Here is an 18744-nt window from a genome sequence, read left to right on the forward strand (position 1 = left end):
GGACCGTCTGTACCACGCGTCGTCCAGCCCGGGACCGGCCTACTCGAAGCTGCTGAACAGCTCGGCCGTCGCGGCGGGGCTCAGCTCGTGCGCCACCTCGCCGGCGTGCGGGTCGAGCGCGTGCAGCACGTGCAGCAGCGGGGAGTGCGGCGTCGCGAGGTCGACCAGCGTGGCCGAGGCGCCGCGGACGACCCGCTCGGCGCCGGGCGGCGCGGTCAGGTCGACCCGGTTGATCACGCCGGGCGTCACCCAGACCGGCACGGACTCGAGCATGCCGAACAGCTGCAGGTGGTAGTGACCGGTGAGGATCAGCCGCACGTCGCTGCCCCGGATGGCGTCGGCCAGCGCCCCGGGGTTGAGCAGCCCGAACTTCTCCTGCAACCAGACGCCGGGCAAGGCGATCGGCGGGTGGTGGAACGCCAGCACCGTGCCGTTCGGCGCCGGTGCGGCCAGCACGCCGCGCAGCCAGTCGAGCTGGTCGTCGCCGAGCCATCCGGACACCTTGCCGGGCACGAGCGTGTCGAGCGTGACGATCCGATGTCCGCGGACTTCGGTGACCGTGAGCAGGTCGTCGCCGAAGGCAGCCGCGAACGCCTTGCGCTCGTCGTGGTTGCCGGTGGTGTAGAGCGCGGGAATGCCGCGCTCGGCGGCGAAGGCGCCGACCAACGCGCTCACGTCGGCGTACGCCTCGGGGCTGCCGTCGTCGGCGACGTCGCCGGTGACCAGCACCGCGTCGAGGCCGGCCAGCTGCGAGCAGCCGGCCAGGATGCGCCGCAGCGAGTCGCGAGCGTCGATGCCGTCGGCGTTGGGGCCGGGGTCGCGGGCGAGATGCGTGTCCGACAGATGCAGGATCCTCATCGGAGTGACGCTATCGGCCGTGCGCGCCCCGCGAACGGTCCACGCGGCGGCCGGTGGCCTGCTCTCAGCGGTTGAGCTTGGAGCGCCAGTCGGGCGGGACGTTGCCGGCCGGGCCGGGCACGGGCTGGTCCTCGGGGCGGCTCGTCGCGGGGGCGAGCTCCGGCCCGCTGCCGCTCTGCTCGGTCGAGTAGTCCCAGTACCAGTCCTCGCCGGGCTCGAACGACTGGATGATCGGGTGGCCGGTCTCGCGGAAGTGCGCGGTGGCGTGCTGCGCCGGTGAGGTGTCGCAGCAGCCGATGTGCCCGCACTGGGCGCAGCGGCGCAGGTGGAACCACCAGCCGCCGTGCTCGAGGCACTCGACGCAGCCGGTGCCCGACGGCGGAACGTCGGGCTGGATCGCCTGAGGGTTCGTCACGCCGAAGAACCTACCGCCTCGTCGGTCACATCGGCGAACGTGCCGCCGAGCGCCGCGACCGCCTCGTCGACCGCGACCCGCAGGCCCACGCCCCGTTCGCCCGCTCCGAGGTGGATCGTGCGGTTCCGCGTACGGGAGTCCGCGATCACCGGCCACGCCCGGGCCGAGCCGAACGGGGTGATCGTGCCGCGTTCGTAGCCGGTGGCCGCCTTGGCCGTGGCCGCGTCGGGCATCGACAGCCGGTTGACGCCGAGCAGCGCGCGCAGCTTGGGCCACGAGATCGAACGGTCGCCGGGCACGAGCACGAACACGTAGTCGTCGTCGGCCCGCCGTACGACGAGGGTCTTCACCAGGTCGCGGACCTCGGCGCCCTGCGCCTGCGCGGCCTCGGCGACGCTGCTCACCGGGCCGTGGCGCAGCAGCTCGACGCTCAGGCCCAGGGCCGTGGCCGCGGCCTCGGCGGGGTTGCTCGACATGTGATCAACATAGCGCCAGGCCACACCCGCGCGGGGTGTGGCCTGGGCGAGGGTACGGCGGTCAGTCGTCGTCGCCACCGCGGTCGTGGTGGTCACGGTCACGATCGCGGTCACGGTCGCGGTCGCGGTCGCCCCAGTGATCGTCGTCGCCCCAGCTGCGCTCGACGGTCAGCCTCCAGTCGCCGCGGCGCGGGCCCCAGAAGACCCGGTCGCAGTCGTACTCGTCCCACCGGTCCCGGCGTTCGCCGAACCGGCCGACCCGCTCGCAGTCGCGTCGCGAGTCGAAGTAGCCGACCACCCATTCGCGATCGCGGCGGGGCTGGTCCGCCGTGGTCGTGGCCGCCCGGGCCGTCATGTCTGGTGCGGATGTCGACGCCATGGCCGGAGCGGCCCCGAGCGTCGCGCCCGTCATCAGGCCGAGTCCCGCGAGTGTCAGAATCCGCGTTGCCGCTTTCATGGTTCACCCTTCCTCGAGCCGATTGGTGCCCTGTCAGATCACCACGCGGGCCCGGCCCGGCATGCGGCAATGACGGCCTTTGGGCCGTTCGGGGGAGGTCTCGGTGGATATCCGTCCGGAAAACCGTGGCGTGGCTGACGCGACACCCGCGATATGCGCCACGCGCAGCGGGAAGGGTGATGCTGGAGAGCAGATCGCAGAAACCGTTGGAGGAGAGATGTCCGACCGTCCCGTGAAGCTGCCCGGCCCCGACCACCCGATCACGATCACGCCGAACCCCCAGCGCGTCGTGGTGCGGGTGGGCGGCAAGGTGGTCGCCGACACGCGAAACGCGTTGTCGGTGCAGGAGTCCACGTACCCGGCCGTGCCGTACATCCCGCTGGCCGACGTCGACACGTCGCTGCTCGAGCGCACGTCGACCGGCAGCTACTGCCCGTTCAAGGGCGAGGCGAGCTACTACTCGATCCCGGCCGGCGGCGACAAGGCCGTCGACGCCGTGTGGGAGTACCGCGAGCCGTACGACGCCGTCTCGCAGATCAAGGACCACGTCGCGTTCTACCCGGACCGGGTCGACGCGATCGAGATCACCGGCTGATCGAGGGCACGAGGACGACGCGGGGCTCCGGTACGCCCGCCACGGCCGGGCGGCGTGCCTCGCGGCACACGTCGAGCACCAGGCGCACCTCGAACAGGATCAGCAGCACGCCCGCGGTGACGACCGCGCCGGCGATCCACCCGGTCAGCGGCGCGAGGACGAAGACGGCCATCTCGAACTCGACGCCGCTGACCAGGTGCGTCCGGATGCGGTGGGCGCGCAGGACCGCCCCGACGCCGCGGGCTGCCGGAACCGGCCGGGGCAGCCGGGCGCGGATCCCGGCCATCTGGGCGGCGTTGAGGTAGCGCAGCAGGTCGAGCCCGACGACCCACACCGCGAGCCACAGGTGGAGCGGACGGCCGGTCTGCGCGTACTGCCCGCCCAGCAGCGCGGCCGCGCACAGCACCGCCCGCAGCCGGTCGGCCATGAAGTCGTACCAGCCGCCGAGCACCGTGCCGCCGCCCCGCAGCCGGGTCAGCCCCGCCCTGGTGCGGCCGGCGACGAACCCGAGGTGGAACAGCAGCGCGCCCGCGACCAGCCACCCGCGGCCGCCGACGGCGAAGCACAGCGCGGCGGCCACGGCGAGCGCGGCGGCCAGGCCGCCCAGCCGATCCGGGGTGATCCAGCGGTACGGCTGGGCGCGCCACACCAGCCGCGAGGCGAGCGGGTCGGCCAGCAGAACGGTCCACCACGCGTCGAGGCTCCTGTAGGTGCGCGCCCGGACCACGGCCAACGGGTAGCTGTGCATGCGGCCATCACAGCAACGGCCACGCGCGCGTTCCCGCCGAAAGCCGGAAAACTACCCGCATCGGCTATCCACAGGCGCGGGCAGCCGCCGGCACAGGCGGGCGCGGCAGCGTGGGCCCGTGCGAAGACGAACTCTGCTGCTGGGCATGTCGGCGGCCACGGCGGGCGGGCTGGCGGTGAAGGCCGGGGTGGCCTCCGCGGCCGAGCGGACCGTGCTCTCGTCGACGAAGAACTCGACGCTGGCGGCGCGCGCGGTCACCCCGTACGTGCCGGAACCGGGCCAGGCGCCCGGACCCGTACGGACGGTTGCGCGCCATGATTACTCGTTCGCCCGCGACGGGCGGGCGCTGCCGACGCGCGTCTGGTATCCGGTGGGCCCCGTGCCGTACCCCGTGGTGCTGTTCAACCACGGGCTGCACTCGCAGCCGGACGACTACGCGTCGCTGCTGGTGAGCTGGGCCCTCAGCGGTCTCATCGTGGCCGCGCCGCGCTATCCGCACACCGCGCTCGGCACGTCGCGGTTCAATGCGTACGACCTGGTGAACCAGCCGCAGGACGCGTCTGAGGTGCTCAGCCGCATCGTCGAACGCAACACCGCCCGCGGGCCGCTGCGCGGGCGGGTCGACACCGCGCGGCTCGCCGCCGCCGGGCATTCGGGCGGCGGCATCACCACGGCGGGCCTGTTCAGCGCCCACCGCGACGAACGGCTCCGGGCCGGCATCCTGATCGCGGGCACCGACTTCCTCGGCACGCCGTTCACCGGCCCCGCCGCGGCCCTGCTCCTCGTGCACGGCCGCCGGGACACCACCGTCCGGTACGCCGCCGCACGCACCGTCTTCGAAGCGGTGCCGTGGTCGCGGGCGATGCTGTCGGTCACCGAGGGCGGCCACCAGATCGACGCCGCCGCCTTTCCCGCGGTTAGCGCCACCACCGCTGCGTTCCTGCGGTGGAGCCTGTACGGCGGCACGCCTTCGCTGGCAACGGCGGCGGCTCAGGGCTCGGTCGCCACCCTGGGTGACGAGCTCGCCTTGAGGGCCGGGTCGACGTCGTACGGGGTGTAGAGCGAGATCCGGTCCACCAGAGCGCCGAAGCGGGCGCGCAGGTTCGCCGCGACGTCCCCGGTGACGGCGAACGTGTCGAGGACCTCGTCGCTGATCAGCGCGGTCATCTCGTCCCACGCCTGGCGGCGCGACAGCGTGTTGAGCCGGTCGGCGAGCTCGCCCCAGCCGTGCAGCTCGAGCACCTGCCGGTACGCCGGCGTCGAGCCGTAGAAGGCGATCTGACCCTTCACCGCCTGCTCGGCGCGCGAGCGGGCGGCCTCGTCCTCGCCCAGCACGGCCATCGCGGACAGGCTCACCGTGAAGCCGTCGAGGCCGCCGCGGACCTCGCGCAGCACCGGCAGGGTGCGCTGGTCGAGGTAGGCGGCGCTGGTGAGCGGGTGCACCAGCAGCCCGTCGGCGACCCGGGCGGCCGTGCGGGTCATGTGCTCGCCCACGGCCGCGAGGAGGATCGGCGGGGTGCCGTACGGGTTGGGGCCGGGGTTGAAGAAGTCGGTCATCAGCGTGTGGCGGTAGAACTCGCCGCGGAACACCAGCCGGCCGCCGCCCCACGCCTGCCAGATCGCCCGGATCGCGCCGATGAACTCCTCCATGCGCGCCGCGGGCCGGCTCCACGGCATCGCGAAGCGGCGCTCGATGTGCGCCTGCACCTGCGAGCCGAGGCCCAGCTGGAAGCGGCCCTCGCTGATCAGCTGCAGGTCGTTGGCGAGCACCGCGACGCTCATCGGGTTGCGCGCGAACGCCACGGCGATCGCCGACTGCAGCGTGATGCGCGAGGTGGCGCGGGCGGCCAGCGCGAGCGCCGGGAAGACGTCGTGCTTGGTCTCGGCGGCGCCGAACCCGTCGTAGCCGTCCCGTTCCGCGGCCACGGCGGCGGCCTCGACCTGCATCGGTGTGGCCGCGACGTCGGCGGCGAAGTCAACCAGCATGGGACAGCTATAGCACCTCCCCGCCCGGTCGCCGGTCGCGGACGTCCCGCCGACGCCGGGACGGATGCCGATGTGCCCGGGACACCTCCCGCCGCACCGTGACGGCACGCGGCGACGAGCGCCGCCGGCGACTGCGGGAGGAATCATGAACGTACGGACGACCGAGCGCGTGGTGGGCGTTTGCGCCTGGGCCGGCGCCTGGCTCGGACTGGCCCTCGCGCCGGTTCACGCGCTGAGCCGGTTCGCGACGGCGGACGGCGCGCCGGACCTGGACAGCCCGGTGGTGCGGGCCTGGGCCGAGCCCGCCGCCGACGGGCTGCGGCCGCTGCTGTCGTGGTCGGACAGCGAGACGGTCTACACCACGTACGGGCGGCTCTGGACCCCGCTGATCCTCGCCGCGGTGGCCTGCGCCGTCCTGGTCCGCCGCCGGCGCGAGCCCACCGGCGCCGAGCGCTGGGCGTGGCGGGTGGTGCTGACGGCGTACGGGCTCATGGCGGTCTCGGTGCTCGGGGACTACTTCACGCCGTGGCGCGACGAGTCGTTCGCCTACCTGGGCATTCCGGCCGTCCTGCTCGGCCTCGCCGGCTCGTCGGTCCTGGGCGTCGTGCTGTACCGCCGGGGGTTCCGCCCGCGGGCGACCGCGGTGCTGCTCGCGGCGTGGCTGCCGCTGTTCTTCGGGCTGAGCATGCTGATCGCCATGGGGGCGGGCCTGTTGCCGATGCTTCTGGCATGGGGGCTGGCGGGGCGCTCGCTGACCCGGGCGGCGCCGGCATCTGCCCCGGCGGACCGGACCGGCGTACGGTTCTCCCAAGCGCGTCAGTGAGGCACGTCCGTGAACCGGCCGGCTCTGCACCTCCTGACGGCCGCGGCGGCGGGCGTGACCGCAGCCGCGGCCGTGCTGGCGGCCGCGCTGATGGTCGCGAACGGGTCCGCGCCGGCTGCCCTGGTGGCCGGCCACGACCTCGTCGGCGTGCTCGTCGCGGTGTCGTTCGGCGCGGTCGGCGCGGTCGTGCTGTGGCGCCGGCCGGCGCACGCCCTCGGCTGGGTCTTCCTGACCGTCGGCCTGCTGGAGGCCCTCGCCGCCTTCGGCGCCGCCTACGCCGCCCGGCGGCCGGCCCCGCCGCTGGCCGGCCTCGCCGGGATGGTCGGCGAGCGGATCTGGTTCCCCGGCGGCGTCCTCGCGCTCGCCTTGGTGATCCCGCTGTTCCCCGACGGGCTGCCGGCCTCGCCGCGCCGGCGGGCGCTGGTGCGGGCCGGGTTCCTGGTGTCGGCGGCGGGTTTCGTGGCGACCTGGCTCCTCGACCCGCCGCAGCCGCCGTATCCGGCGTGGGACGTCCCGCTGCGGCTGCCCGCCTCGGACGCCGTCGCGACGGCCCTGCAGCTCGCGGCGCTGGCCTGCGGGCTGCTCGGCGGGGCCGCCCTGCTGGGGCGGCTGCGGCGCGCAACTCCGGCGGAGCGCCGCCGGCTGGGCTGGTTCGGCGTGGCGTTGCTCGTCGGCGTGCTCGGCCAGCTGCTCGATCCGGTGAGCCCGGTGTTCCCGCTCGTGGGCTGGGCGCTGTTCCCGGCCGGGCTGGGCGTGGCGATGCTGCGCCACGGCCTGTTCGACGGCGACCGGCTGCTGAGCCGCACGCTCGTCTCGATCGTGCTCGCCGGCGCGGTCGCGGGGCTGTTCGGGCTGGCGGTCGGGCTCGGCTCCACCCGGGCCGGCGGCGAGGGCGCGGGCGCGGTGGCCGCCGCGGTCGTGGTGGCGCTGGGGCTGGCGCCCGCGCGCGTGCTCGTCCAGCGCGGCGTGGACCGGCTGCTCTACGGCCGGGACCGGGACCCGTACGCCGCGCTGACCCGGCTCGGGCGGCAGCTGTCGGCGACGATCGCGCCCGACGAGGTGCTGCCCGTGGTGGTGCGGGCCGTCGCCGACGCGCTCCGGCTGCCGTACGCCGCGGTCACGCTCGCCGGTGAGGCCGAGCCGGCCGCCACCCACGGCACCCGTCCGGCCACCACTGTGGACCTCCCGCTGACCCATGCGGGCACCGGGGTCGGCACGCTCTCCGTCGGGCCGCCCAGCAGCCGCGCGCGCCTCGACCCGGCGGACGAGCAGCTGCTGCACGTCTTCGCGGAGCAGATCGGGCCGGCCGCGTACGGGGTGCGGCTCACCCACGACCTGCGCCGCTCGCGCGACCGCACCGTCCGCGCCCGCGACTCCGAACGGCACCGCATCCGGCGCGACCTGCACGACGGCCTGGGCCCCACGCTGGCCGGCGTCGCCCTCGGGCTGGGCGCGGCCCGGCGTGCCGCCACCACGGCAGCGAGCCGTGACCTGCTCGGCACGCTGGAGGCCGAGGTCCGCGACAGCCTCGAGGACGTCAAGCGGCTGGTCGCCGACCTGCACCCGACCGCGCTCGACCTGGGCCTGGTCGCCGCGTTGCACGGCTACGCCGACACTGTCACGATCCGCAGCGAGGGAGCCCTGCACGTACGGGTGGACGCGCCGGACCGGCTCGCGGCGCCCGCGCACGTGGAGCTCGTGGCCTACCGGATCGCGCTCGAGGCGGTCACGAACGTCGCCCGCCACGCCCGGGCCGCGGACTGCACCGTGTGCCTGTCGGTCGTGGACGACGCGCTGCTGCTCGAGGTCCGCGACGACGGCGTCGGCATCCCCGATCCGCCCGCTCCGGGGGTCGGGCTGCGGTCGATGGCCGAGCGCGCGGCCGAGGTGGGCGGCACCGCCGTCGTGACGCCCGGCGCCGGCGGCGGAACCGTCGTGCGGGCCTGCCTGCCGCTCCCCCGCTCCGGAGGTGGGTCATGACGGTGCGCGTCGTCATCGCCGACGACCATCCGGTGTTCCGGTGCGGGCTGCGGGCCGCGCTGTCCGGCACCCCGGAGGTCGTCGTCACCGGCGAGGTGGCCGACGGCGCCGCGGCCGTCGCGGCGGCCCGCGAGGGCGCGGCCGACGTGGTCCTCATGGACCTGCACATGCCGGGCCTGAACGGCGTCGACGCCACCCGGGAGATCGCCCGCGGCGTCCCGGGCACGGCGGTGCTCGTGCTGACGATGCTCGACGACGACGAGTCGCTGTTCACGGCCATGCGGGCCGGCGCCCGCGGCTACCTCGTCAAGGGCGGCGAGCAGGAGGAGATCGTCCGGGCGGTCGTCGCCGTCGCCGCCGGGGAGGCGGTGTTCGGCGCGGGCATCGCCGCGCGGGCGCTGGGCTACTTCGCCGCGGCGCCCGTGGGCGGGCGCGCGGCGCGGCCGTTCCCCGAGCTGACCGACCGGGAGCTGGAAGTGCTCCGGCTGGTCGCCGACGGGCTGACCACCGCCGCCATCGCGCGCCGGCTGCACCTCAGCGAGAAGACGGTCCGCAACCACACCTCGAACGTGGTGACGAAGCTGCGCGTCGAGGACCGCGCGCAGGCGATCGTCCGCGCCCGCCGGGCCGGGCTGGGCGACGACGCCTAGCGCACCCCGGGGATCGGCAGGCCGAGCACCCGGACGGTCCACCGGCGCGAGCCCTGGTCGCCGGCGCACGAGCCCTGCACCGCCACGCCGCTCTCGATCTGCAGGCACTTGCCCGATGCGGTGTTCACCACCTTCGCCGTCTCGCCGAGCGAGTCGCGCAGCTGCCACCGGCGCGCCGGAACGGCCGCGCAGGGCGCCAGGCCGGCCCGGGCACCCTCCACAGTCGAGCCCGCGGGCACGGCGAGGCAGGTGCTGGTGCGCACATTGAGGATCTCGAACCGCCCGGCCGCGCCGACGGGCCTGAAGCGCCAGCGGTACGGGGTCGTGGTCGCACAGGGCAACTCCGTGAGGCCCGACGTCAGGCACCACTTGCTGGCCGCGTTCACGACCTGGAAGTCGAGTCCCACCAGGTCGACCGGCCCACCCCGCCCCACTCCGGCCGGCACACCGGCCCGGCGCCCGCTCCGGACGCCGGCCCCGGTCACCGGCACCGCAGCGCCCCCGATGCGGGCGTCGAGCCCGGCACGCTCGCCGCGGGCCGGGAGGGCTGCAGCGGCGGGCTCGTCGTGGGCCCGGAAGGCGACAGGCTCATAACGGCCGAAAGTGGCAAGCGCCGGGGAGGCCGCGGCGGGCTGGGAGGCGAGCACGGCGGGCAGGCCGGCGGTGAGCAGGGCGGCGAAGAGGGCGGAACGGCGAAGCATTCCGCCACCCTATCCGATTTGTCCCGATTGTCAGCGTTGGAGGAGGTCCCGGAACGCGGCGGTCACGACCTCGGGGGCCTCCTCGGCCATGAAGTGGCCGCACGACACGGGCAGGTGCCGCAGATCCGGCGCCCACGCGCGCCACAGCGCGGCCGCGTCGAATCCGAGCATCACGCCCCAGTCCTGCTGCAGAACGGTCACGGGCATGCCGAGGGTACGGCCGGCGGCGCGGTCCGCCCGGTCGTGCTCGAGGTCGATGCCGGCCGAGGCGCGGTAGTCGGCGACGATCGACGGCACCGCCGCGCGGCAGGCGTCCAGGTAGGCGGCCCGCACCTCGGGCGGTACGGCGGACGGGTCCCGGGTCCACAGGTGGGCAGCACGTCGAGCGAGGCCAGGTGGGTGACGCGGGCGGGGTGGTCGAGGCCGGCGCGGATCGCGACCAGCGCGCCGCGGTCGTGCCCGGCGCGCGCGAACCGGTCGTACCCCAGCTCCTCCGCGAGGCGCACGACGTCGCGGGCCATGGTCCGCTTCGAGTACGTCTCGGGCCCGGCCTCGGCCGGCTTGCTGCCGGCGCCGTAGCCGCGCAGGTCGGGGCAGATCACGGTGTGGTCGGCGGCCAGGTCGGCGCGCTGTACCGTGACCGGGTGACGATCGGCTTCGGGGTGCTGGGCCCGGTCACCGCCTGGACCGCCGCGGGCGACCCGATCGCGCTGAAGGGGCCGCGCCACCGCGCCGTGCTGGCCCGGCTGATCGTGGCGCGCGGGCGGGTCGTCCCGGTCGGGCACCTGGTCGACGATCTGTGGCCGGTTCCGCCCGAGGGCGCGATCTCGGCCGTACGCACGTTCGTCGCCGCGCTGCGCCGGGCGCTCGAGCCGGACCGCGCGCCGCGCACTCCCCCGGCGCTGCTGGTCACCGAGGGGCCCGGGTACGCGTTGCGCGCCGCCGCGGACGCCGTGGACGCGTGGCGCTTCGAGCGGCTGAGCACGGCGCCGGAGCACCTCGAGCAGGCGCTCGGGCTGTGGCGCGGTCCCGCGTACGCCGACTTCCCGGACGAGCCGTGGGCCGTCGCCGAGCGGGCCCGCCTGACCGAGCTGCGGCTGCGGGCCGTCGAGCTGCTGGCCGAGGCCCGCATCGAAGGCGGCGACCACGCCCGGGCGGTCGCGGACCTCGACGCCCACGTCACCGAGCATCCCTGGCGGGAGGAGGCGTGGCGGCTGCTCGCCCTCGCGCTCTACCGCGCGGACCGGCAGGGCGACGCGCTGGCGGTGCTGCGGCGCGCCCGCGAGCAGCTCGCCGACCGGCTGGGTCTCGACCCGGGGCCGGCGCTGGGCCGGCTGGAGTCCGACATCCTGCGCCGCGCCGAGCACCTCGTGCCGGCCGCGGCTTCGGTGTGGGCCTCGGCGGCGGCCGACTACGACCGGATCGTCGCGGCCTCGGCCCGGGCGCGCCTCGACTCGACCGTGGGGCTGCTGCGCGGTCTGGCCGTCACCGGGGGCGGCGGGCTGGAGGCGGCGCGGCGGCACCGGACGGCCGCGATCGAGGCGGCCGAGCAGCTCGGCGATCCGGCGCTGACCGCGCGGGTGATCGGGGCGTACGACGTGCCGGCCAGCTGGCCGCGCTCCGACGACCCGGCGCAGGCCCGCGCGGTGGTCGGCGCTGCCGTGCGGACGCTCGCTGCCCTGCCCGCCGGGGCGAGCGCGGCACGGGCCCGGCTGCTCGCCACGATCGCCCTCGAGACGCGGGGCGAGCGGGACCCGGACGCCCTCGACAGCGCCCGCGAGGCCGTGGCGACGGCACGCCGGCTGGACGACCCGGCGCTGCTGGCGTTCGCGCTCAACGGGTTGTTCATGCAGAGCTGCCACCGGTGCGGCCTGGCGCCGGAGCGTGACGCGATCGGTGCCGAGCTGACCGCGCTGGCGGGGCGGCACGGCCTGGTGACGTACGAGGTACTGGGTCGTCTGATCCGGATGCAGGCGCGCTCGGCGCTGGGCGACTTCCGCGGCGCCGACGAGCACGCGGCCGCCGCCGACCGGCTGGGCGCGGCGCACGAGCTGCCGCTGGTGGCCGTGCTCACGCAGTGGTACCGGGCCATGTGCGAGGGCGCCGAGCCGGCGTTCCGGGCCGCCGCCGCCCGGCTCGCGGGCGCGGGGATGCCGGGAGTCGAGCACGGGCTGCTCGCGCTCGCGTTGCTGTGCCTGGGCGAGCCGGATCCGACGCTCGACTTCGGACCGTACGAGCCGTGGGCGCGTCCGCTGCTGCTGCTCGGCGACGGGCGTACGGCCGAAGCTCGCCGGGCCCTGCGGGACGTGCCCGAGCCGCCGGCCGACCTGCTGTGCGAGGCGCTGTGGTGCCTGGTCGCGCGGGCCGCCCGGGCGCTCGGCGATGGACAGGCGCTCCGGCGGGCCCGCGCCGCGCTCGAGCCCGCCGCCGGTCAGATCGCCGGGGCCGGCAGCGGGATGCTGACCGCCGGCCCGGTCGACGACTACCTCTAACTGCCCGCGCCGGGCCCGGTGCCGGTGTAGAAGCCGTACGTGCGCTCGCCGGCCTCCTTGGCGGCGGCCGGTTCGGTGCCGGCGGCGATCGAGGCGGCGACCCACGCGTCGCTCGACAGGCGGTAGAACGTGCGGCCCTCCGGCGTCTCGTGCCAGGTGGCCATCTTCGCCGGGTCGGCCGGCGTGGACGACGGGTCGGCCACGTAGTTGGCCAGCCCGTAGAGCGCGCCGTCCCAGCCCACGCCGGTGGCGCCGGGGCCGAACTGGTCCCACCACTCGTCGGCGACGTGCGCGACGTGCTCGAGCTCGAACCGCGTGCCCTCGCCCTCGGGGGTCAGGCGCACCTCGATCCAGCTCACCTGGCCGCCGAACTCCCAGGTGGCGGAGAAGCCGCGCGGCCGGTCGCACTTCGAGACCGTGCCGCTCGCGTTGCCGGTGATCTGGTAGTGGCCGCCCTCCCGCAGGTCGCCCTCGATCGGCAGGAACCAGCGCGGGATGCGCTCGGGGTTGGTGACCACGTCCCACAGGTCGTCGATGTCGGTGTCGTAGACCTGGCTGATCGTGGAGACGCGCGCCTCGCCGGCCTCGAGCGTGCGGGTGCCCAGCTCCCGGCGCACCGCGCTGATCTGCGTGCTGACGTCAATCATCGTGTTTCCCCTCGTCTGCGAGTCGTCGTTGCCTCTTGCCGCGGGCCACCTCGGTCGCCATGGCGGCCAGGTGGGGAGCCCAGAACCGTCGAAAGCGCGCCAGCCAGGCGTCGGCCTCGCGCAGCGCGGTGTCGTCGACCGCGTAGAGACGCCGGGCTCCGATCGGGCGCACGGTCGCGAAGCCGTTGTCGCGCAGCACCCGCAGATGCTGCGAGACGGCCGGCTGCGAGATGCCGAACTCGGCGCGGATCACGCCGGTGATGGCCCCGGAGGTCTGCTCCCCCTCGGCGAGCAGCTCGAGGATCCGCCGCCGGACCGGGTCGCCGAGAACGTCGAACGCGTGCACGAGCCGTACGTTATCAGGTTGCGCTTATATAAGCCAGAGCTGAAACTGGTGGTTCCGCCGATGCCGCGCCGACGCTCATGGGGCATGCTGATCGTCTGACGCGACGGAGGGGGAACCACGGTGCCGGATGTGCGGGCCAACGGGATCGATCTGCGGTACGAGACGGTGGGCGACCCGGACGACCCGGCCCTGCTGCTGATCATGGGGTTGGGCGCGCAGCTCATCGACTGGCCGGCCGAGTTCGTGTCGGCGCTGGCCTCGCGCGGCTTCCACGTCGTGCTCTTCGACAACCGCGACGCGGGCCTGTCCACCTCGTTCGACGAGCTGGGCGTGCCGGACGTGCGGGCGATCCTCGGCGGCGACCCGTCCACCGTGCCGTACCTGCTGGGCGACCTGGCCGCGGACGCCGCCGGGCTGCTCAAGGAGCTGGGCATCGCCCGCGCGCACGTGGTCGGCGCCTCGATGGGCGGCATGATCGCGCAGCAGCTCACGATCGACCACCCCGACCTGGTGGCGTCGCTCTGCTCGATCATGTCGACGACCGGTGACCGTACGGTCGGACGCCCCACCCCCGAGGCCGCGGCCGCCCTGATGCGCCCGCGCGCGGAGTCCCGCGAGGAGATCCTCGCCGGCGCCGTCGCCACGTCGCGGATCATCGGCTCGCCCGGCTACCCCGCCTCCGACGAGTGGCTGCGGCAGCGCGCGGCCGCCAAGCTCGACCGCAGCTTCCGCCCCGAGGGGACCCAGCGCCAGTACGCGGCGATCCTCGCGTCGCCGGACCGGACGGCCGGGCTGCGCTCGGTGTCCGTGCCGACGCTGGTGATCCACGGCGAGGCCGACCCGCTGATCGACGTGAGCGGCGGCCGCGCCACCGCCGACGCCGTCCCCGGCGCCGAGCTGCTGGTCATCCCCGGCATGGGCCACGACCTGCCGCAGGCCCTGCACGCGACGGTGGTCGACGCGATCGCTGCCAACGCCGCCCGCGCGTAGGCCGGCCGCTTACCTCCGGGGTAATCGACCGGCGGCGCCGGCGTGCGCAGGATCGGGGCATGACTGCTTACGCCCTCGCCCACCTGCGCACGCCGACCGCCAACGACGACGTCGTGGAGTACATCGAACGGATCCAGGAGACCATGGACCCGTACGGCGGCCGGTTCCTCGTCCACGGCGCCGAGGTCGAGGTCGTCGAGGGCCGCTGGCCGGGCACCGTGGTCATCATCGAGTTCCCCGACCTGGCCGCCGCGCGGGCCTGGTACTCCTCCCCCGCCTACGAGCTGATCAAGCCGCTGCGCACCCGGCACATCGAGGCCGACACCCTCCTCGTGCCGGGAGTCGCCCCCGGCTACGACCCCCGCACCACCGCCGCGGCCCTGCGGGCCGCCGGCTAGGGGATCGCCGGCCGTCCATTGGGGACCGGCGAATCGGGGCGGCACGGGCGCCACACGGGCAGGCGCCGACGGCCGTTCGCACGAAGGTGCCGCGCGGCGGCTCTCCGCTACAAAGGTCATCGACCTTCAGCACAGGAGAGAGATCAATGCGAAACCTCGTCGCGTCCCTGGCCGTGTCCGCCGCGGTGCTGGGCATCGGCGCCGCTCCGGCGGCCGCCGCCACCAAGCCGGTGCTGTTCACGTACGTCTACGTCGACTCGCCCGGCACCGACAACCGGAGCGCCGCGAGCCTCAACAAGGAGTACTTCCGCCTCACCAACCAGCTCGACAAGCCGGTCAGCCTCAAGAACTGGTCGGTCAGGGACGCGGCCGGCAAGGTGATCAAGTTCGGCGCCATCACGCTGCCCAAGAAGGGGACGTTCACCGTCCACACCGGCAAGGGCACGCAGGGCTCGCCCGCCGGGCACTACTACTGGGGCTCGGGCAACTACATCTGGAACAACACCGGCGACACCGCCACCCTGCGCAGCCCCTCGGGCGCGACGATGGACACCTGCACGTGGAAGAAGGTCGCCACCACCAAGTGCTGACCTGCGAGGGCCGGGCCCCGGGCCCGGCCTTTCGTGACCCGTTCGGGGTGGCGCTCGCATGAAAATGCGGGATGGTGCATAATCTAGAGCGTGACCAAGGTTCTCTCCTCCCTCCCGGTCGGCGAGCGCGTCGGCATCGCCTTCTCCGGTGGCCTCGACACGTCGGTTGCGGTCGCGTGGATGCGCGAGAAGGGCGCCGTCCCGTGCGCCTACACCGCCGAGATCGGCCAGTACGACGAGCCCGATGTGACCTCCGTGCCGGACCGCGCCATCGCGTACGGCGCCGAGATCGCGCGCCTCGTCGACTGCCGGTCGGCCCTCGTCGAGGAGGGGCTCGCCGCCCTGGCCTGCGGCGCGTTCCACATCCGCTCCGGCGGCCGCACCTACTTCAACACGACGCCGCTGGGCCGGGCCGTCACCGGCACGCTGCTCGTGCGGGCGATGCTCGAGGACCAGGTGCAGATCTGGGGCGACGGCTCGACGTTCAAGGGCAACGACATCGAGCGCTTCTACCGGTACGGGCTGCTGGCGAACCCGTCGCTGCGCATCTACAAGCCGTGGCTGGACCGGACCTTCGTCACCGAGCTCGGCGGGCGCAAGGAGATGAGCGAGTGGCTGCTCGCCCACGACCTGCCCTACCGCGACTCGACCGAGAAGGCGTACTCGACCGACGCGAACATCTGGGGCGCCACGCACGAGGCCAAGTCGCTGGAGCACCTCGACACCGGCATCGAGATCGTCGACCCGATCATGGGCGTCCGGTTCTGGGACCCCGAGGTGGCGATCGCGACCGAGGACGTGACGATCGGCTTCGCCGAGGGCCGCCCGGTGACGGTCAACGGCAAGGAGTTCGGCTCCGCGGTCGACCTGGTGTTGGAGGTCAACGCGATCGGCGGCCGGCACGGGCTGGGCATGTCCGACCAGATCGAGAACCGGATCATCGAGGCCAAGAGCCGGGGCATCTACGAGGCGCCGGGCATGGCGCTGCTGCACATCGCGTACGAGCGGCTCGTCAACGCCATCCACAACGAGGACACGGTCGCCAGTTACCACACCGAGGGGCGCAAGCTGGGCCGGCTCATGTACGAGGGCCGGTGGCTCGACCCGCAGGCGCTGATGCTGCGCGAGTCCCTGCAGCGGTGGGTCGGCAACGCCGTCACCGGCGAGGTGACCCTGCGGCTGCGCCGCGGCGACGACTACTCCGTGCTCAACACCACGGGCCCGGCGTTCAGCTACCACCCCGACAAGCTGTCGATGGAGCGCACCGAGACGCCGGCGTTCGCCCCCGCCGACCGGATCGGCCAGCTGACGATGCGCAACCTCGACATCGCCGACAGCCGCGCCAAGCTCGAGCAGTACGCCCGCCTCGGCATGGTCGGCGCCCCGTCCGGGCTGGTCGGCGCGCTGCCCGCCGGCGGCGCCGAGGAGATCGCCTCGCGCGGCGCCGTGCCCGCCGAGGACGAGCTGCTCGACCAGGCCGCCATGGAGTCCGGCACCGACTGATCACGGTCCACTAGGGTGGGCCGATGCCGTCGGTCAAGCAGTTCCAGGTCACCTTCGACTGCGCGGAGCCCGAGCGCGTCGCACGCTTCTGGTGCGAGGTGCTCGGGTACGTCGTCCCGCCGCCCCCGGAGGGCTTCGCCGGCTGGGACGACTTCGACCGCTCGCTGCCGCCCGAGCGCCGGGGTGCGGCCTTCGCGTGCGTCGACCCCACCGGCGTGGGCCCGCGGCTGTTCTTCCAGCGCGTACCCGAGGGAAAGGTCGTCAAGAACCGGGTACACCTCGACGTGCGGGTCGGCACCGGCCTCACCGGCGCGGACCGTCTGGCCGTCCTCGAGGCCGAGTCCGCCCGCCTGGTCGGGCTGGGCGCCACCCGCGGGCAGCTGCTGCTCGCCGACGGGGTGAACGAGTCCTGCCAGGTGATGCACGACGTCGAGGGCAACGAGTTCTGCCTCGACTGAGCAGGAGTTTCCAGCCGGAGGAGGCAGAGCTGCCCGGGTTCGCGGCGCGGGCCCGGGCAGCCGACCGCCACCTACTCGAACAGCTTGGCCGCGGTGATCACGGTCTGGATGATGCCGTAGCCGAGCAGCACGGCCACCAGCAGCCAGGACAGCACTAGACGGGCGCTCATACCGCCGCCTCCTTCTCCACCGGCCGGGCCGGCTCGTGGTAGCGCTCGGGAACCGGCCGGATCAGCAGGTTCGCGACGAAGCCGACGGCCAGCACCCCGACCATCGTGAACAGGGCGGGCTGGTACGCCGACGAGGTCAGCGAGCCCGGCTTGCCCTCGGCGTCGAGGAAGCCGTTGATGATCAGCGGACCGGCGACGCCCGCGGCGGACCAGGCGGTCAGCAGGCGGCCGTGGATGGCGCCGACCTGATAGGTGCCGAACAGGTCCCGCAGGTACGCGGGGGCCGTCGCGAAGCCGCCGCCGTAGAAGGACAGGATCAGGCCGGCCAGGATCACGAACAGCGGCGTCGCGGCGTCACCGACGGTGGCGAGCAGCAGGTAGAGGACCAGGCCGACGCCGAGGTACAGCATGTAGATCGGCTTGCGGCCGATCACGTCGGAGGTCGACGACCAGGCGAACCGGCCCGCCATGTTGAACAGCGACAGCACGCCCACGAAGCCGCCGGCCGCGGCGACGCTGACGCTGGACACGCCGTTGTCGCGGAAGAAGTCCTGGATCATCGGGCTGGCCTGCTCGAGGATGCCGATGCCGGCGGTCACGTTGCAGAACAGCACGACCCACAGGAACCAGAACGACCGCGTGCGGATGGCGTTCGCGGCCGACACGCTGGCGGTCGTGACCAGCGACTTCTGCTTGACCGACGCGGGATCCCAGCCCTCGGGCTTCCAGTCGTCGGCGGGCACCCGCATGTTGGCGACGCCGAACATCATGATCACGAAGTATGCGATGCCGAGCGTCAGGAACAGCGCCACCAGCGCGCCGCCCGAGGCGACCGAGGTGGCCACGCTCGGGTCGTAGTTGTCGTCGAAGAACGACAGCAGCTGGCGCGAGGCCGGGCTGGCGATCAGCGCGCCGCCGCCGAAGCCCATGATCGCCAGGCCGGTGGCGAGGCCCGGGCGGTCCGGGAACCACTTGATCAGCGTGGAGACCGGCGAGATGTAGCCGATGCCCAGGCCGATGCCGCCGATCACCCCGTACCCGAGGTAGACCAGCCACAGCTGCTTGGTGGCGATACCGAGCGCTCCCACTCCGAAGCCGGCCGCCCAGAAGCAGGCCGAGACGAACATCGCCTTGCGCGGGCCGTTCGCCTCCACCCACGTGCCGCCGACGGCCGCCGACAGGCCGAGCATGACGATCGCGATGCTGAAGATGATGCCGATCGCGGTCTGGGAGGTGTCGAAGTGCGCGACGAACGAGTTCTTGTAGACGCTCGTCGCGTAGACCTGGCCGATGCACAGGTGCACCGACAGGGCGGCGGGCGGGATCAGCCAGCGGCTGAAGCCGGGCGGCGCCACGGAACGTGAGCGGTCGAGCCGGGAGAGAAGAGACAACGGGGGCGCCTCCCACCTGTGGGCGGTAAAGATCGACCCTCATGGTCAACCCTGCCCGGCACCCCGGCAA

Annotated in this window: 23 protein-coding genes and 1 pseudogene; 11 read left to right on the forward strand and 13 right to left on the reverse strand. The window is 74.1% G+C overall.

The window, feature by feature from the left end; all coding sequences use genetic code 11:
• Nucleotides 1-39: 39 nt before the first annotated feature.
• The 4 genes from ACSNN8_RS39530 to ACSNN8_RS39545 all read right to left on the reverse strand — a co-directional run bounded on the left by ACSNN8_RS39530 (nucleotide 40) and on the right by ACSNN8_RS39545 (nucleotide 2104).
• The gene (locus ACSNN8_RS39530) at nucleotides 40-858 is read right to left on the reverse strand and encodes a metallophosphoesterase family protein (RefSeq protein ID WP_436655880.1); all 819 of its coding nucleotides are present in this window, start codon (nucleotides 856-858) and stop codon (nucleotides 40-42) included.
• A 64-nt stretch (nucleotides 859-922) separates the two neighbouring features.
• Nucleotides 923-1273 (reverse strand): UBP-type zinc finger domain-containing protein, encoded by a 351-nt coding sequence (locus ACSNN8_RS39535; protein ID WP_436655882.1) that lies wholly within the window; start codon nucleotides 1271-1273, stop codon nucleotides 923-925.
• Nucleotides 1270-1749 (reverse strand): aminoacyl-tRNA deacylase, encoded by a 480-nt coding sequence (locus ACSNN8_RS39540; RefSeq protein WP_436655884.1) that lies wholly within the window; start codon nucleotides 1747-1749, stop codon nucleotides 1270-1272. The genes ACSNN8_RS39535 and ACSNN8_RS39540 overlap by 4 nt, the downstream gene beginning before the upstream one ends.
• A gap of 61 nt (nucleotides 1750-1810) precedes the next feature.
• Complete coding sequence (locus ACSNN8_RS39545; protein WP_436655886.1) at nucleotides 1811-2104, reverse strand: hypothetical protein; 294 nt, start codon at nucleotides 2102-2104, stop codon at nucleotides 1811-1813.
• Nucleotides 2105-2423: 319 nt separating this feature from the next.
• On the opposite strand from ACSNN8_RS39545, the gene ACSNN8_RS39550 reads away from it, so the two are divergent.
• On the forward strand, nucleotides 2424-2801 hold the full coding sequence (locus tag ACSNN8_RS39550; RefSeq protein WP_436655888.1) for a DUF427 domain-containing protein: 378 nt from the start codon (nucleotides 2424-2426) through the stop codon (nucleotides 2799-2801).
• On the opposite strand, the gene ACSNN8_RS39555 is transcribed toward ACSNN8_RS39550, so the two are convergent.
• Complete coding sequence (locus ACSNN8_RS39555; RefSeq protein WP_436655890.1) at nucleotides 2791-3549, reverse strand: CDP-alcohol phosphatidyltransferase family protein; 759 nt, start codon at nucleotides 3547-3549, stop codon at nucleotides 2791-2793. The two genes, ACSNN8_RS39550 and ACSNN8_RS39555, sit on opposite strands and share 11 nt — an antisense overlap.
• Nucleotides 3550-3667: 118 nt before the next feature.
• Between ACSNN8_RS39555 and ACSNN8_RS39560 the strand changes: the two genes are divergently transcribed.
• Nucleotides 3668-4609: an alpha/beta hydrolase family protein gene (locus ACSNN8_RS39560; RefSeq protein WP_436655892.1), complete on the forward strand. Its 942-nt coding sequence runs from the start codon at nucleotides 3668-3670 to the stop codon at nucleotides 4607-4609.
• Here ACSNN8_RS39560 and ACSNN8_RS39565 read toward each other — a convergent pair.
• Complete coding sequence (locus ACSNN8_RS39565) at nucleotides 4540-5535, reverse strand: TIGR03617 family F420-dependent LLM class oxidoreductase (protein ID WP_436655894.1); 996 nt, start codon at nucleotides 5533-5535, stop codon at nucleotides 4540-4542. The two genes, ACSNN8_RS39560 and ACSNN8_RS39565, sit on opposite strands and share 70 nt — an antisense overlap.
• A 145-nt stretch (nucleotides 5536-5680) precedes the next feature.
• Here ACSNN8_RS39565 and ACSNN8_RS39570 point away from each other — a divergent pair, with 145 nt between their 5' ends.
• From ACSNN8_RS39570 to ACSNN8_RS39580, 3 genes are read left to right on the forward strand one after another with little or no spacing between them, the layout of a single operon-like run.
• Nucleotides 5681-6358, forward strand: coding sequence for a hypothetical protein (locus tag ACSNN8_RS39570; protein ID WP_436655896.1), 678 nt, complete (start codon nucleotides 5681-5683; stop codon nucleotides 6356-6358).
• 9 nt (nucleotides 6359-6367) lie between these two features.
• Nucleotides 6368-8338, forward strand: coding sequence for a sensor histidine kinase (locus ACSNN8_RS39575; RefSeq protein ID WP_436655898.1), 1971 nt, complete (start codon nucleotides 6368-6370; stop codon nucleotides 8336-8338).
• The gene (locus ACSNN8_RS39580) at nucleotides 8335-8988 is read left to right on the forward strand and encodes a response regulator transcription factor (RefSeq protein WP_436655900.1); all 654 of its coding nucleotides are present in this window, start codon (nucleotides 8335-8337) and stop codon (nucleotides 8986-8988) included. Before ACSNN8_RS39575 ends, ACSNN8_RS39580 begins: the two co-directional genes overlap by 4 nt.
• On the opposite strand, the gene ACSNN8_RS39585 is transcribed toward ACSNN8_RS39580, so the two are convergent.
• The 3 genes and pseudogenes from ACSNN8_RS39585 to ACSNN8_RS39595 all read right to left on the reverse strand — a co-directional run.
• Nucleotides 8985-9689 (reverse strand): RICIN domain-containing protein, encoded by a 705-nt coding sequence (locus tag ACSNN8_RS39585; protein WP_436655902.1) that lies wholly within the window; start codon nucleotides 9687-9689, stop codon nucleotides 8985-8987. The genes ACSNN8_RS39580 and ACSNN8_RS39585 overlap by 4 nt on opposite strands.
• 30 nt (nucleotides 9690-9719) lie before the next feature.
• A complete protein-coding gene (locus ACSNN8_RS39590) occupies nucleotides 9720-10022 on the reverse strand; it encodes an alpha/beta fold hydrolase (protein WP_436656757.1) in 303 nt (100 codons plus the stop codon).
• A gap of 83 nt (nucleotides 10023-10105) precedes the next feature.
• Nucleotides 10106-10417, reverse strand: a pseudogene (locus tag ACSNN8_RS39595) (alpha/beta fold hydrolase); the annotation flags it as partial.
• Between ACSNN8_RS39595 and ACSNN8_RS39600 the strand changes: the two are divergent.
• Complete coding sequence (locus ACSNN8_RS39600) at nucleotides 10352-12181, forward strand: AfsR/SARP family transcriptional regulator (protein WP_436656733.1); 1830 nt, start codon at nucleotides 10352-10354, stop codon at nucleotides 12179-12181. The pseudogene ACSNN8_RS39595 and the gene ACSNN8_RS39600 sit on opposite strands and share 66 nt — an antisense overlap.
• Here ACSNN8_RS39600 and ACSNN8_RS39605 read toward each other — a convergent pair.
• The gene (locus ACSNN8_RS39605; protein WP_436655904.1) at nucleotides 12178-12828 is read right to left on the reverse strand and encodes an SRPBCC family protein; all 651 of its coding nucleotides are present in this window, start codon (nucleotides 12826-12828) and stop codon (nucleotides 12178-12180) included. The genes ACSNN8_RS39600 and ACSNN8_RS39605 overlap by 4 nt on opposite strands.
• The gene (locus ACSNN8_RS39610; RefSeq protein ID WP_436655906.1) at nucleotides 12821-13174 is read right to left on the reverse strand and encodes an ArsR/SmtB family transcription factor; all 354 of its coding nucleotides are present in this window, start codon (nucleotides 13172-13174) and stop codon (nucleotides 12821-12823) included. Before ACSNN8_RS39610 ends, ACSNN8_RS39605 begins: the two co-directional genes overlap by 8 nt.
• Before the next feature lie 120 nt (nucleotides 13175-13294).
• Between ACSNN8_RS39610 and ACSNN8_RS39615 the strand changes: the two genes are divergently transcribed.
• The 5 genes from ACSNN8_RS39615 to ACSNN8_RS39635 all read left to right on the forward strand — a co-directional run bounded on the left by ACSNN8_RS39615 (nucleotide 13295) and on the right by ACSNN8_RS39635 (nucleotide 17113).
• Nucleotides 13295-14164 carry an alpha/beta fold hydrolase gene (locus tag ACSNN8_RS39615; RefSeq protein WP_436655907.1) on the forward strand — a complete coding sequence of 290 codons (870 nt, stop codon included), beginning with the start codon at nucleotides 13295-13297 and terminating at the stop codon, nucleotides 14162-14164.
• A gap of 59 nt (nucleotides 14165-14223) precedes the next feature.
• Nucleotides 14224-14562, forward strand: coding sequence for a DUF1330 domain-containing protein (locus tag ACSNN8_RS39620; protein ID WP_436655909.1), 339 nt, complete (start codon nucleotides 14224-14226; stop codon nucleotides 14560-14562).
• A gap of 146 nt (nucleotides 14563-14708) precedes the next feature.
• Nucleotides 14709-15152, forward strand: coding sequence for a lamin tail domain-containing protein (locus ACSNN8_RS39625; protein WP_436655911.1), 444 nt, complete (start codon nucleotides 14709-14711; stop codon nucleotides 15150-15152).
• 90 nt (nucleotides 15153-15242) lie between these two features.
• A complete protein-coding gene (gene argG / locus ACSNN8_RS39630) occupies nucleotides 15243-16655 on the forward strand; it encodes an argininosuccinate synthase (RefSeq protein WP_436655913.1) in 1413 nt (470 codons plus the stop codon).
• 23 nt (nucleotides 16656-16678) lie between these two features.
• A complete protein-coding gene (locus tag ACSNN8_RS39635; protein ID WP_436655915.1) occupies nucleotides 16679-17113 on the forward strand; it encodes a VOC family protein in 435 nt (144 codons plus the stop codon).
• Nucleotides 17114-17184: 71 nt separating this feature from the next.
• Here the strand turns inward: ACSNN8_RS39635 and ACSNN8_RS39640 are convergent, their stop codons facing one another.
• Together ACSNN8_RS39640 and ACSNN8_RS39645 are read right to left on the reverse strand one after the other, a co-directional pair.
• Nucleotides 17185-17283 carry an MFS transporter small subunit gene (locus ACSNN8_RS39640; RefSeq protein ID WP_436655917.1) on the reverse strand — a complete coding sequence of 33 codons (99 nt, stop codon included), beginning with the start codon at nucleotides 17281-17283 and terminating at the stop codon, nucleotides 17185-17187.
• Nucleotides 17280-18674 carry an OFA family MFS transporter gene (locus ACSNN8_RS39645; protein WP_436655919.1) on the reverse strand — a complete coding sequence of 465 codons (1395 nt, stop codon included), beginning with the start codon at nucleotides 18672-18674 and terminating at the stop codon, nucleotides 17280-17282. Before ACSNN8_RS39645 ends, ACSNN8_RS39640 begins: the two co-directional genes overlap by 4 nt.
• Nucleotides 18675-18744 lie beyond the last annotated feature (70 nt).

The organism is Actinoplanes sp. URMC 104, from assembly GCF_051386375.1.
Taxonomy (GTDB): Bacteria; Actinomycetota; Actinomycetes; order Mycobacteriales; family Micromonosporaceae; genus Actinoplanes.